This is a genomic window from Oceanithermus profundus DSM 14977 (assembly GCF_000183745.1).
In the GTDB taxonomy this organism is placed as follows: Bacteria; Deinococcota; Deinococci; order Deinococcales; family Marinithermaceae; genus Oceanithermus; species Oceanithermus profundus.
Window position 1 is genome coordinate 454,815 of the sequence record NC_014761.1, and the last position, 13,056, is coordinate 467,870.

The following is a 13,056-nucleotide window of genomic DNA, read 5'->3' on the forward strand; positions in this document are numbered from 1 at the left end:
GGATGCTGCAACGGTCGGGAACCCGCAGGTGGCGTGCCGGCATCGTCTCGCGCGCCATCGTCAGCGTGTTCGTGGGGCTGCTGGTGCTGACGCGCGTCATCCCCATGGACCCGCGCGTCTACCTGGGGCTCACCGCGGTGGCCGTCGCCCACCTCTTCTTCATCTGGAAGGCGAGCGTGCGCGCGGGGGTCTGGCTCGACTGGTTCAACCTGGTCTTCGACCTCTCGATGGTGCTCGCGATCCTGCAACTCGGCGGGCGCTCCGAGAGCCCCCTGGTGATCCTGGTCTACCTCTGGCTCTTCGCCATGGTGACGATGAACGCCCGCTACGGCGAGGTGCGGCTGCTGGTGCTGCTCGCGACCCTGGGTTGGGGCGTGCTCGCCCTGGGCGGGCTCGGGGGCCCGGGGTACGGCGCCTACCTCGGGGTGCACACGATGGGCGTCCTCCTCTTCGTGGTGACCTCGCTGACGCTGATGGGCGAGCGTCGCCAAAGCCTGCTCGATCCCCTCACCCAGGTGCTGCACCGGGGGGCGGGGCTCGAGCGCCTGGCGGAGTGGGTGCGCCGCCGCGAGCCCTTCGACCTGGCCTTCATCGACCTCAAGGGGTTCAAGCGCATCAACGACGCCTACGGCCACGCCGGAGGGGACGAGGTGCTGCAGGCCTTGGCGCGCCGCCTGCTCGCGGGGGTGCGGCCGCAGGACCTGGTGATCCGTTACGGCGGCGACGAGTTCCTGGTGGCCGGTCCCGCGGGCTCGCTGGCCGGGCGGATCCGGCGCGTCTTCGAGGAGCCGATCGCCACGTCGATGGGCCGGGTCCGCCTCGCCGGGGACCACGGCGTCGTCACCTGGCGCCCCCACGAGGGCTCGAGCCTGGAGACCCTGCTGGCCCGGGCGGACGCGGCGATGTACCGCATGAAATATACTGAGTCCCGTGAGGATCCTCCGGAAACCGGAAGACCTGCCACGGACCGGGCCTAGGCCCCGCGGCCTGGTGCCCACGATGGGCTACCTGCACGAAGGGCACCTGGAGCTGATTCGCCGCTCGGCGGCGGAGAACGCCGAGACCGCGGTCTCGATCTTCGTCAACCCGCTCCAGTTCGGTGCGGGGGAGGACTACGAAACCTACCCGCGCGACCTCGAGCGCGACGCCCGCCTGGCCGAGGAGGCGGGGGCCGACTGGATCTTCCACCCCGATCCCGCGACGATGTACCCGCCCGGTTTCGCCACCACCGTGCACGTCGGCGGCCCGCTCACCGAGCGCTGGGAGGGCGAGCGCCGGCCCGGCCACTTCGACGGCGTGGCCACGGTGGTGACCAAGCTGTTCAACCTCGTTCGGCCCGACCGGGCCTACTTCGGCGAGAAGGACTACCAGCAGCTGCAGGTGGTGCGCCGCTTCACCGCCGACCTCGACCTGGGCGTCGAGATCGTGCCGGTGCCCATCGTGCGCGAACCCGACGGGCTGGCGCGCTCGAGCCGCAACGTCTACCTGACGCCCGAAGAGCGCCCGAAGGCCACCGTGCTCTACCGGGCGCTTTTGGCCGTGCGCGAGGCCGCCGCCGCCGGGGCCTCGCCCCGGGAGGCGGAGCGGGCGGGGGCGCGCGTCCTGGCCGAGGTGCCCGAGTTCGCCCCCGACTACCTGGCCGTGGTGCACCCGGAGACGCTCGAGCCTTTGCAAGAATGGGTACCGGGAGCCCGGGCCATTGTGGCCGGCCGCTTCCCTACGGTACGCTTGATTGACAACATGGAGGTTTGGAACCCGTGACGATCGTGGACATGCTGAAGGCGATGGTGGCGCAGCGCGCCTCCGACATCCACCTGCAGGCGGGGGCGCCGCCGACGGTGCGCATCGACGGTAAGCTCAAGCCCTTCAGCCCCAAGGAGCTCAGCCCCGCCGAGGTGGAGCAGATCATCAAGGTGCTGCTCACCCCCGAGCAGTGGGAGATGTTCGAGTACCAGAAGGAGATGGACTTCGCCTACACGATCCCCGGCGTCGCCCGGTTCCGCTGCAACCTCCTGCGTCAGCGCGGCTCCATGGGCCTGGTGATGCGCGTCATCTCCGACGCCATTCCCAGCTTCGAGGCTTTGGGGCTGCCGCGCCCGATCATGGAACATTTCGGCGGGCAGGAGCGCGGCCTCGTCCTCATCACCGGCCCCACGGGCTCCGGTAAGTCCACCACCCTGGCGGCGCTGATCGATCACATCAACGCCCACTACCCCAAGAACATCATCACCATCGAGGATCCGATCGAGTACCTGCACAAGAACAAGAAGAGCCTGGTGGTGCAGCGCGAGGTGGGCGTCGACACCGACTCCTTCCAGTCGGGCCTCAAGTACTCGATGCGCCAGGACCCCGACGTGATCCTGATCGGCGAGATGCGCGACCGCGAGACCGTGGAGGCCGCGATCACCGCCGCCCAGACGGGCCACCTGGTCTTCTCGACCTTGCACACCCTCGATTCGATCCGCACGATCAACCGCATCATCGACTTCTTCCCGCTGCACGAGCACCAGCAGATCCGCATCCTGCTGGCCGAGTCGCTCCTCGGCATCGTTTCCCAGCGCCTGCTGCCGCGCGCCGACGGCCGCGGCCGGGCGCTCGCCCACGAGGTGCTCGTGGCCACGCCGCTGATCCGCGAGTACATCAAGGACGAGGCCAAGACGCCGCAGATTAAGGAGGCGCTGATGGAGGACAACGTGCGCGGCATGCACACCTTCGATCAGCACCTGGTCGAGCTCTACAAGGAAGGCGTCATCTCCCTGGAGGACGCGCAGGACTTCGCCACCAGCCCGCACGAGTTCAAGCTGCTGCTCACCCAGATGACCGGACAGAGCTTCACCGACTGACCCGTGCCTTACAATCAGGGCGGGAGGTAGGCATGCTCGTAACCGGTCTGGAGATCCTGTCCCAAGCCCGCAAGCAAGGCTACGGCGTCGGCGCCTTCAACACCAACAACATGGAGATCACCCAGGCGATCCTGGAGGCGGCCGAGGCCAAGCGCAGCCCCGTGATCCTCGCGCTTTCCGAGGGGGCGCTCAAGTACGGCGGACGCGAGCTCACCACGATGGTGCGCGAGGCCGCCCGCGACGCCTCCGTGCCGGTGGCGGTGCACCTGGACCACGGCTCGTCGTACGAAACGGTGCTGCGGGCGCTGCGCTACGGCTTCACCTCGGTGATGATCGACAAGTCGGGGGAAGACTTCGAGACCAACGTCCGGGAGACCCGGCGCGTCGTCGAGGCGGCCCACGCCGTGGGCGTCAGCGTCGAGGCCGAGCTGGGGCGGCTCGCGGGCATCGAGGAGCACGTGGCCGTGGACGAGAAGGACGCCCTGCTCACCAACCCGCGCGAGGCCCAGGTCTTCGTCGAGCAGACCGGGATCGACTTCCTGGCGGTGGCCATCGGCACCTCGCACGGTCCCTACAAGGGCAAGGGCAAGCCGTTCATCGACCACGCCCGCCTGGTCGAGATCGCCGGTCTGCTGGGCGACGACTACCCGCTGGTGCTGCACGGGGCGAGCGGGGTGCCCCAGGAGCTGGTGCAGCGCTTCCGCGCCGCCGGCGGCGAGATCGGCGACGCCCACGGCATCGCCCCGGAGGACATCCAGAAGGCCATCGCCGAGGGCATCGCCAAGATCAACACCGACACCGACCTGCGCCTGGCCTTCGCCACCCGGGTGCGCGAAGTCCTGAACGCCGAGCCCAAGGTCTTCGACCCGCGCAAGATCCTCGGCCCCGCGCGCGAGGAGATGCGCAAAGTGGTTGAGGCGCGCATGGACCTCTTCGGCTCGAGCGGCCGCGCCTGACGTCGCCGGACACGAAGAAAAGCGCCCCGGGACCGGGGCGCTTCTCCATTCCGACGCGCCTAGGGCACGGTGAAGGTGCCCGTATCGCTCGCCGCCTGCAGCGTGGCGCCGGGGATGAGCGGCGCCATGATGGGCCCGCCCATGCCGATCCAGCGCTGGCTGGCGAGCCAGTCGCCCATGGGGTGGTCCGAGAAGAGCGCCGCCACCTGCCAGCCCATGTCCTCGCCGCTCAGCGGCACGACGCCGCCGAAGTCGGGGGCGGAGGAGAGGTCGGGCAGGGTGTAGTCGGTCGCGCCCGCGAGCCAGTCGGCGCTGACGTAGACCGTCCAGAAGTAGCCGTTTCCGCCGTAGAGGATCATGTAGCCGATGGCGTCGCCGTCGGGGTGGTCGAGCGTGAAGGTGGGCAGCGCTGCGGCGGTGACGCTGTAACCCGCGGGCCAGGGCGAGGGCAGCGCCGGCAGGGTGACGTCGCCGAGACCGGTGGCCTCGGGGAAGCTCATCGTCACCAGGGCGCGGTTGTCGCTGGCGTGGTCGTAGCTCGCCGTCATCACGTAGACGTCGCCGCTCGCGGTTCCGGGGATCTTGGCGTACGCCCCGCTGCAGGGGTTGCCGCTGGCTTCACCCAGATCGTCCGCGAGCAGCCCGTCGGAGGTCTGGAAGTAGACGTCGAGGTTGCAGTCGTTGAACCCGGCGGGCGTGGCCGGACCGCTGACCGCGCCCAGGACGGCGGCGTCGCCGGCGCCGAAGGTGACGCTGTGCGAGGGGTTGGCCCCGGTCACGTCCAGGCGCTCGAAGACGACGCCCTTCAGGTCCGCGAAGTTGCTCGTGGTGCTGTAGGCCAGGAACAGGAAGGGTTGCTGGTTGCCGACGAGCGTGCTGAAGGTGAACGGCGAGATCGAGGTGCTCCTGCGGCTTAGGGCGTCGAACGCGCGGATGCGGTCGCCCGACAGCGCGGTGGCGTCCCAGGTCACCGTCATTTCGGTCATCTGCTGGTCGCTAAGGTTCAGGCAGGGGAAGACGACCTCGGTGGCGTCGTTCGTCGTCAGCTGGTAGGTGCCGAAGAAGCCGATCGTGTCCAGCCCGAGGACCGAGGGGATGCAGTTGGCCGAGACGCCGTAGCGGGTCTCGCCAGGGGGCACCACGAAGGAGTAGACCCCGTAGTCCTGCCGGGCGGCGAGCTTCCATTCGCCGTTGCCCACTTGGTAGATCACGGTCGCCGTCGCCGGCGTGCCCCACTGGTTGAGGAGCTTGACCGTGACCACCGTTCCTTGTTGCTGGTTGCAGCCGGTCAACCCGAACAGGGCCGCGATGACGAGCACGGCCGGTACAGCGAGCAACCTTTTCATGGCTCACCTCCAGTAGAGAACCGGGCACGAGAACGGGGCTCGAGCGGACCATGTTCGCAGATCGATTGTTCCCTCGTTCTCATTCTCCACCGCGCGCCGGCCTTTGGCAAGGGGTCCGCGCCCCCGTTTCGGGGTGTCGTTCCTCACGATCGCGGATTATGCTGACCGGTATGCACGCCGTGGAGTTCATCGAGAAAAAGCGGGACGGCGGGGAGCATTCTCCGGCGGAACTGCAGAAGTGGATCGCGGCCTACGTGGAGGGGGCGGTGCCCGACTACCAGATGGCCGCCTGGCTGATGGCCGTCTACTTTCAGGGCATGACCCCGCACGAGACCGCCGAGCTGACGCTGGCCATGGCCCGCTCGGGCGAGGTGCTCGACCTCGGCGGCCTGGGCAAGACGGTGGACAAGCACTCCTCCGGCGGCGTGGGCGACAAGACCACGCTGGTGGTCGCCCCCATCCTGGCCGCTGCGGGGCTGGTCGTGGCCAAGATGAGCGGCCGCGGCCTCGCCCACACCGGCGGCACGATCGACAAGCTGGAGAGCATCCCCGGCTGGCGGGCCGAACTCTCCGACGAGACCTTCCTGCGTCAGGCGCGCGAGGTGGGGCTGGTCATCGCCGGCCAGTCGAAGAACCTGGCCCCCGCCGACGGCAAGATGTACGCCCTGCGCGACGTGACGGGCACGGTGCCCTCGATCCCGCTGATCGCCAGCTCGATCATGTCGAAGAAGCTGGCCGCCGGCGCCCGCATCATCACCCTGGACGTCAAGGTGGGCAAGGGGGCCTTCATGAAGGACCTGGAGCACGCCCGCGAGCTGGCGCGGTTGATGGTGGACATCGGCCGCCACGCCGGCCGCGAGGTGCGGGCGGTGCTCAGCCAGATGGACGAGCCCCTGGGCCGTGCGGTGGGCAACGCCATCGAGGTGCGCGAGGCCATCGCCACCCTGCGGGGCGAGGGCCCGGACGACCTGACCGAGCTTTCGCTGGCGCTGGCGCGCGAGGCGCTGGAGGCCGCGGGCGAGGACCCGGGCCGGGCCGAAGCGGTCTGGAAGAGCGGCGCGGCGCTCGACAAGCTGCGCGCCTTCGTGGCCGCCCAGGGCGGCGACGCGCGCGTGGTGGACGAACCCGAGCGGCTCGAGCTGGCCCCCGACGTCTTCGAGCTGCGCGCCGAGGCGGCCGGCGTCGTCACCGAACTCGACGCCTACAAGGTGGGGCTGGCGGTGCTGCGGCTGGGGGGCGGCCGTGAGCGCAAGGGCGACGCGATCGACCACGGCGTGGGGGTGCGGCTCGCCAAGAAGGTTGGCGACCGCGTGGCCGAGGGTGATATACTGGCTACGGTATTTCATCGCGCGGGGCGCGGACTAGAGGAATCGTCGCAACGATTGAAGGAGGCCTACCGGATTGGGCAACGCGCGGGCGTTCCCCCGTTGATCCTGGAAGTCGTCGCATGATTCCTCGCTTTTACGTGCGTCCCCGCGCCACCAAAGGAGAAACGGGCGGTATGAAGAGGCGGGTAAACGAGCGTTACACCATCCTGATCACCCGAACGGGCCGCGAGCCCCTGGTGGTCTCCTTTCGGCCCCTGGCGCTCCTGCTGGCCGCCCTGATCCTCGTGGCCTGGACCGCGGCCAGCGGCTATGCCTACTACAAGGTGAGCGCCCTGCGCGACACCGAGCAGCGCCTCGAGCTCCTCTCCGAACAGGCGCGGCAGCTGGGCCTCGAGCTCGCGGCCGAGCGCAACCGCAACGAGAACCTGGCGGGTCAGGCGGCGAAGATGCTCGAGGAGCTGGACACCCTCGAGTCCGAGATCAACCGCCTGCGCGAACGCGCCGGCCTGCCCAAGCTCGAGCTGACGCCGGTGAACGGGCGCACTCCCGCCTCCGAGGGCCAGGGCGGCGGCGGCCGGCCGCTGTCCGCCGAGGACCTCTACAACCTCACCGCCGACCGGCTCAAGACGCTGCTGAGCGACCTCAACGGCGAGGTCGAGCCGGCCCTGCAGGAGACCCTGGCCAAGGAAGCGGCGCGGCCCGTGGGCTACCCCCTCAAGGTCGAGACCTACATCGCCTCCGGCTTCGGCACCCGCCGCAACCCCTTCGGCCGCGGTTACGAGTTCCACGACGGCCTCGACCTGCCCGCCTGGTACGGCACCCCGATCTACGCCACCGCTCCGGGCAAGGTGATCGAGGCCGGCTGGTCGAACATCTTCGGCCGCTACGTCAAGATCGACCACGGCTACGGTTACCGCACCCTCTACGGGCACATGTCCAAGATCCTGGTCAAGCGCGGGCAGACCGTCGAGCGCGGTCAGGTGATCGGCAAGGTGGGCAGCACCGGCCGTTCCAGCGGCCCCCACGTCCACTACTCCGTCTACGTCTGGGGCAAGGCCGTCAACCCGGTCCCCTACCTCAAGGCCCCCAGCTACGCAAACCGGTAAACTACACACTATGTTCGGTCGCAAACCCTCCCCCCAACCCAAGCCGGGCGGTTCCTCCCAGGCCCCCACCTTCGTCGCCTCGGGCACGCAGATCCACGGCGACCTCAAGGCCAAGGGCCCTGTCCGCGTGGACGGCGTGATCCTCGGCTCCCTGCTCATCGACGGCGATCTGGAGATCGCCCCGGGCGGCCGCATCGAGGGCGAAGAGGTGCGGGCGCGCAACATCCTGGTCAACGGCGAGGTGCGGGCCAAGATCATCGCCGACGGCAAACTGACCCTGACCAAACGCGCCCGCGTGGAGGGCGACGTCGTGGCCAAGGCGCTCGACATCGAGGCGGGCGCGACCTTCGTCGGACGCAGCGTGACCGGCGACGGCAAGCAGCTCCCTCCGACGATCACCTCGGAGACCCCGCCCAAGGGCAAGCAGCCACCCGCTAAGGAGGATTAATGGCCCTGGACCGGCTGTTCCGCCGCCGCCGGACGCGGGGAGGCGGACGCGACGTACCCGAGCTCTGGCTCAAGTGCCCCGCCTGCGAGGCGCAGATCTACAAGAAGGACCTCGAGGCCAACCTGATGGTCTGCCCCGAGTGCGGGTACCACTTCCGCATGGACGTGGTGGAGCGGGTGCGTCTGCTGGCCGACGAGGGCAGCTTCGAGCCGACGACGGGGCACGTCCTGCCGGAGGACCCGCTGCGTTTTCGCGACACCGAGCCCTACGCCGAGCGCCTGGCCCGCTACCAGCAGAAGACGGGCCGCCCCGACGCCATCTACGGCGGCACCTGCACCGTGGGCCGCGTGCCGGCGGTGCTGCTGGCCATGGACTACGCCTTCGCCGGGGGCTCGATGGGCTCGGTCGTCGGCGAGGAGATCGCGCGCGGCGCCGAACGGGCCGCGTCCGAGGGCCGCGCCCTGGTGATCGTCGCCGCCTCGGGCGGGGCGCGCATGCAGGAGGCCGCGCTCTCGCTGATGCAGATGGCCAAGACCACGATGGCGCTGGACCGCCTTTGGGAGCGCCGCCTGCCGTACGTCTCCATCCTTACCGACCCCACGACCGGAGGAGTGACGGCCAGCTTCGCCACCCTGGCCGACGTCGTCCTCGCCGAACCGGGCGCGCTCATCGGCTTCGCCGGGCCGCGCGTCATCAAGCAGACGATCCGCCAGGACCTCCCCGAGGGCTTCCAGCGTTCCGAGTTCCTTCTCCAGCACGGCCTGCTCGACCGGGTGGTGCCAAGGTCCGAGCTGAAGGCCACGCTGGCGCGGATCCTCCGCCTCCTGCACCCCGAAGGAGCCCAGGCCGATGGCGCTTGAGTTTGAACAGCCGATCCTCGAACTGGAATCGCGCATCCGCGAGCTGCGGGAGTACGCCCAGGAGAAGGGCGTCGACCTGAGCGACGAGATCGCGCTGCTGGAGCAGAAGCTCGAGCGGCTGCAGAAGGAGACCTTCGCCAACCTGAGCCGCTGGCAGCGGGTGCAGCTGGCCCGCGCCCCCGGCCGGCCCACCACCCTCGACATCGTCCAGCACGTCTTCGAGGACTTCGTCGAGCTGCACGGCGACCGCGCCTTCGCGGACGACCCCGCCATCGTCGGCGGCCTGGCGCGCTTCCGCGGGCGCAGCGTCGTCGTCGTGGGCCACCAGAAGGGCAAGACGACCAAGGAGAACATCCACCGCAACTTCGGCATGCCCCACCCCGAGGGGTACCGCAAGGCCATGCGGATGATGGACCTGGCCGACCGCTTCGGTTTCCCCTTCGTCAGCCTGATCGACACCCCGGGCGCCTACCCGGGGGTCTCCGCCGAGGAGCGCGGCCAGGCCTGGGTCATCGCCCAGTCGATCCAGCGCATGGGCCGGCTCAGGGTCCCGGCCGTCGCGGTCATCCTGGGCGAGGGGGGCTCGGGCGGGGCGCTCGCCATCGCCGTGGGCAACCGCGTGCTCATCATGGAGAACGCCTGGTACTCGGTCATCAGTCCCGAGTCGTGCGCCGCCATCCTCTGGCGCGACGCCGCGCAGGCGGAACAGGCGGCCGACGCCCTCAAGCTGACCGCGCACGACCTGCGCGAGCTCGGGGTGGTCGACCGGGTGATCCCGGAGCCGGGCGGCGGGGCGCACCGCCACCCCGAGCGCGCCATGCAGGCCCTGGCGGAGGCGCTGGCCGAGGAGCTCGCGGAGCTCGAGCGGCTCACCCCCGAGGAGCTGCTCGAGGACCGCTACCGCCGTTTCCGCCAGATGGGCGCGGTTCGGGAAGCCTAAACGCCGCAAGAGAGAAAAATTAAAGTTTATTACACCTCGTTTACATCTTCTCGTGAGGGCGCGGGGTAGGCTGAAGGCGGAGGTGAAGCATATGCGCAGATGGCTATCCCTGCTGCTTTGGTCGCTGGCCGGGGCGGCGATGGCCCAGGCGACGATCTCGCCCCAGGGCATCATCGTCAACCCCACCCCGGGCGACCTCACCGTCACCGTCTGGGTGGACAAGGACCCGGGACGGAGCGGCAACGCCGTATACAAGATCGGTGAGCCTATCCGCATCGGCGTCGAGGTGAACCGCGACGCCTACGTCTACCTGTTCAACGTCAACGCCGACGGCAGCGTCGACCTGATCCTGCCGAACGCCTACGACCGCAACAACCGCCTGCGCGCCGGCGAGGCCCGCACCTACCCGCCCAAGGGCGCGCGTTACGAGTTCACCATTACCGGCCCCGAAGGCGAAAACTACGTACTGGCGCTGGCCTCGCTGCGGCCGCTCTCGCTCGGCGAGATTGCCGACGTGAAGAGCGGGCGCGTGAACCTGAGGGGCCTGCGCAACCTCTCGCAGACGCTTTCGATCATCGTGCGCCCCGTGCCCAACCGCGAGTGGGCCACCGACGCGATCCGCTACTACGTGGGGCGCCGCGCGCCGCCGCCTCCGGCGACGGGCACCCTGGCGGTCGAGTCCAGCCCCGGCGGCGCCAAGGTCTTCATCGACGGCGCCTACCGCGGCCGTACGCCGCTGGTGCTCGAGCTGCGGCCGGGCATGCACGACGTGGAGCTTCGCCTCGAGGGCTACGAGCCCTACCGCGCCCGCGTCCAGGTGCGCGCCGGACAGACCACCCGCCTGAGCCCGCGGCTGGTGCGCACGGTGCGGACCGGAACGCTGTTCGTCGACTCCTCGCCGCAGGGGGCCCAGGTCTATGTCGACGGCGATCCGGTCGGCCGCACCCCGGTCCAGCTGGCGCTGGACGAGGGAACGCACGACGTGGAGCTTCGCCTCGAGGGCTACGAGCCCTACCGCGCCCGCGTCCAGGTGCGCGCCGGACAGACCACCCGCCTGAGCCCGCGGCTGGTGGCCGTCGTGCGCACGGGCACGCTCGAGGTGACCTCCACCCCCGACGGTGCCGAGGTCTACGTGGACGGCGTCTACCGCGGACGCACGCGCCTGCTGATGGAGCTCGACGCCGGGATGCACGACGTCGAGGTCCGCATGGACGGCTACACGAGCTACCGGGCCCGGGTCCGCGTCGATCCCGGTGCGACCACGCGGGTCTACGCCCGCCTGACCGCGGCGAAGGCGACCCTCGACATCAGCGTCAACGTCGACGCCCAGGTCTTCCTCGACGGCTACTTCCTGGGCAAGACCAAGAACGGCCGCCTGGTCGCCAAGGTCTCGCCGGGCAACCGCGAACTCGTCGTCCTCGCCCCGGGGTACCACGTCTACGTGGAGACGGTGCGCCTCGATCCGGGAGGCTACCACAAGTTCGTGGTGCGGCTGCAGCGCATCCGCTGACCCTCCGCGCCTCCACCCCCGCCGCGCGGGCCGCGCGGCGGGGGTGTTATCGTAGGCTTTGTGGACGCGATCGTGCTCGCGGGCGGTTCGCCCGAAGACCCCCTGGCGGCCCGGTACGGGGTGCCGAGCAAGACCCTGGCGCCCGTGCGCGGCCGGCCGATGGTGGAGTTCACGCTCGAGGCCCTGAGGGCCACCCCGGAAGTGGACCGCATCGTCTACGTCGGGCCCGTGCCCGCGCAGGGGCTCACGCCCGCGCCCGACGCGGTGCTGCCCGATCAGGGCAGCCTGTTGGCCAACCTGGAGTCGGGGCTGGCCGAGGCCCGCAGCCCGCGGGTGATCGTCGCCAGCGGCGACAACCCCTTCATCACGCCCGAGGCCGTGCGGGACCTGCTCGAGCGCGCCCCCGAGGCCGCGCTCGTCTACCCGATCGTCCCCAAAGCCGCGGTCGAGGCCCGCTGGCCGGGCATGCGCCGCACCTACGCCCGGCTCCGCGACGGGGTCTTCACCGGGGGGAACCTGATCCTGCTCGACAAGGCCCTCTTTGTGCGGGCGCTGCCGATGGCGCGCAAGATCGTCGCCTTGCGCAAGAAGCCGCTGGCGCTCGCGGGAACCGTGGGCTGGGGCGTGCTGCTCAAGCTGCTCCTGGGCCGGCTCGCCATCGCCGACGTGGAGCGGCGGGCCGAACAGCTGTTCGGGATGCCGATGCGGGCCCTGGTCACGACCCACGCCGAGGTGGGCGTGGACGCCGACAGTGAAGAGGACATTCGCTGGTTCGAGGGGGAGGATGCGCGTGCGAACGGTTCGTGAACTGCGCTGGGCGGGGGCCATCGCCTACCTCGCGGCGCTGGCCGCGGGGCTGCTGGTGGCCTTCGTGTTGCACGCCCTGTTTAAGGGTCAGGGGCGTTTCGGCTGGGAGGGCTTCAACGTGTGGGGCGTGCTCGAGGGGATCGCCTTCGTCTTCGCCTTCACCTTCGGTCTCTGGGCGGCCAAGCGCGCCGTCCGGGTCCCCTGCACCACCCTGCTCACCGCGGGCCTGGTGGCCCCGCCCTCGGCCGGCAAGGTGGCCCGCCCGCTGCCCACGATCGAGCAGGTGGAGTCGTTCGAGGGCCGACTGGCCGTGCTCACCGAGGCCGGCGAGCCCCAGGGCGTACTCGGGCTCGAAGACCACATGGTCCCCTGGGAGCAGGCCCCGGTGGTGCCCGCCGACGTCGCCGTGAGCGAGCTCTCGGCGCTCTTCTGGAAGAGCCCCGTCGTCTTCGTGGTGCAAGACGGCGAGGTGCTGGGCGTGATCACCCGCGAGCGCTTCTTTCAGTTGATGGGGTTCGGCCGCCTCACGGTTTAGGGCTATCCGTCACGGGCCATCGTTTACAATAGACCCAGGCGCGCCCGCGGTGGGCCGCCGAAAGGAGGTGCGGTATGGCCCATATCATCTGTGAACCCTGTGTTGGCGTCAAAGACAAGGCCTGCGTCGAGGTCTGCCCCGTCGAGTGCATTTACGAGGCGCCCGCCGAGTACGACATGCTGTACATCCACCCCGAGGAATGCATCGACTGCGGCGCCTGTGTTCCCGCCTGCCCGGTCTCGGCCATCTTCCCCGAGGAAGACGTGCCCGAGCAGTGGAAGAGCTACATCGACCTGAACTACAAACTGGCCGGCTTGAAGTAGTCGCCAATGCAGGAAGACCGCCCCGCGTGCGCGCGGGGCGGCCCCTTTTGAGCG

The 13,056-nt window shown here is 69.8% G+C and carries 14 protein-coding genes; 13 read left to right on the forward strand and 1 reads right to left on the reverse strand.

The features are described from left to right. Positions 1 to 2 precede the first annotated feature (2 nt). Genes OCEPR_RS12185 through fba form a run of 4 tightly spaced genes read left to right on the forward strand, consistent with a single transcriptional unit; the run spans position 3 to position 3,799 of the window. Positions 3 to 977, forward strand: coding sequence for a GGDEF domain-containing protein (locus OCEPR_RS12185; RefSeq protein WP_013457080.1), 975 nt, complete (start codon positions 3 to 5; stop codon positions 975 to 977). After that, entirely contained in the window at positions 931 to 1,761 is an 831-nt protein-coding gene (gene panC, locus OCEPR_RS02240) for a pantoate--beta-alanine ligase (RefSeq protein ID WP_013457081.1), read from the forward strand. The genes OCEPR_RS12185 and panC overlap by 47 nt, the downstream gene beginning before the upstream one ends. An 11-nt stretch (positions 1,762 to 1,772) precedes the next feature. Next, on the forward strand, positions 1,773 to 2,843 hold the full coding sequence (locus tag OCEPR_RS02245) for a type IV pilus twitching motility protein PilT (RefSeq protein ID WP_049773567.1): 1,071 nt from the start codon (positions 1,773 to 1,775) through the stop codon (positions 2,841 to 2,843). Between the two features lie 32 nt (positions 2,844 to 2,875). Beyond that, the gene (gene fba / locus OCEPR_RS02250) at positions 2,876 to 3,799 is read left to right on the forward strand and encodes a class II fructose-1,6-bisphosphate aldolase (RefSeq protein ID WP_013457083.1); all 924 of its coding nucleotides are present in this window, start codon (positions 2,876 to 2,878) and stop codon (positions 3,797 to 3,799) included. 59 nt (positions 3,800 to 3,858) lie between these two features. On the opposite strand, the gene OCEPR_RS02255 is transcribed toward fba, so the two are convergent. After that, entirely contained in the window at positions 3,859 to 5,145 is a 1,287-nt protein-coding gene (locus tag OCEPR_RS02255) for a hypothetical protein (protein ID WP_013457084.1), read from the reverse strand. Between the two features lie 170 nt (positions 5,146 to 5,315). Here OCEPR_RS02255 and OCEPR_RS02260 point away from each other — a divergent pair, with 170 nt between their 5' ends. The 9 genes from OCEPR_RS02260 to OCEPR_RS02300 all read left to right on the forward strand — a co-directional run bounded on the left by OCEPR_RS02260 (position 5,316) and on the right by OCEPR_RS02300 (position 13,002). Further along, complete coding sequence (locus tag OCEPR_RS02260; protein ID WP_041553938.1) at positions 5,316 to 6,596, forward strand: thymidine phosphorylase; 1,281 nt, start codon at positions 5,316 to 5,318, stop codon at positions 6,594 to 6,596. Between the two features lie 50 nt (positions 6,597 to 6,646). Then, positions 6,647 to 7,579 carry a M23 family metallopeptidase gene (locus OCEPR_RS02265; protein ID WP_013457086.1) on the forward strand — a complete coding sequence of 311 codons (933 nt, stop codon included), beginning with the start codon at positions 6,647 to 6,649 and terminating at the stop codon, positions 7,577 to 7,579. 10 nt (positions 7,580 to 7,589) lie between these two features. Next, entirely contained in the window at positions 7,590 to 8,027 is a 438-nt protein-coding gene (locus OCEPR_RS02270; protein WP_013457087.1) for a bactofilin family protein, read from the forward strand. Beyond that, the gene (accD, locus tag OCEPR_RS02275; RefSeq protein ID WP_013457088.1) at positions 8,027 to 8,887 is read left to right on the forward strand and encodes an acetyl-CoA carboxylase, carboxyltransferase subunit beta; all 861 of its coding nucleotides are present in this window, start codon (positions 8,027 to 8,029) and stop codon (positions 8,885 to 8,887) included. The genes OCEPR_RS02270 and accD overlap by 1 nt, the downstream gene beginning before the upstream one ends. Further along, positions 8,877 to 9,827 (forward strand): acetyl-CoA carboxylase carboxyltransferase subunit alpha, encoded by a 951-nt coding sequence (locus tag OCEPR_RS02280; RefSeq protein WP_013457089.1) that lies wholly within the window; start codon positions 8,877 to 8,879, stop codon positions 9,825 to 9,827. Before accD ends, OCEPR_RS02280 begins: the two co-directional genes overlap by 11 nt. Before the next feature lie 91 nt (positions 9,828 to 9,918). Next, a complete protein-coding gene (locus OCEPR_RS02285; protein WP_013457090.1) occupies positions 9,919 to 11,337 on the forward strand; it encodes a PEGA domain-containing protein in 1,419 nt (472 codons plus the stop codon). A gap of 60 nt (positions 11,338 to 11,397) precedes the next feature. Beyond that, positions 11,398 to 12,144 carry a molybdenum cofactor guanylyltransferase gene (gene mobA / locus OCEPR_RS02290; RefSeq protein WP_013457091.1) on the forward strand — a complete coding sequence of 249 codons (747 nt, stop codon included), beginning with the start codon at positions 11,398 to 11,400 and terminating at the stop codon, positions 12,142 to 12,144. Next, on the forward strand, positions 12,128 to 12,679 hold the full coding sequence (locus OCEPR_RS02295; protein ID WP_013457092.1) for a CBS domain-containing protein: 552 nt from the start codon (positions 12,128 to 12,130) through the stop codon (positions 12,677 to 12,679). The genes mobA and OCEPR_RS02295 overlap by 17 nt, the downstream gene beginning before the upstream one ends. Before the next feature lie 74 nt (positions 12,680 to 12,753). Continuing rightward, complete coding sequence (locus OCEPR_RS02300) at positions 12,754 to 13,002, forward strand: ferredoxin (RefSeq protein WP_013457093.1); 249 nt, start codon at positions 12,754 to 12,756, stop codon at positions 13,000 to 13,002. Positions 13,003 to 13,056: the final 54 nt, after the last annotated feature.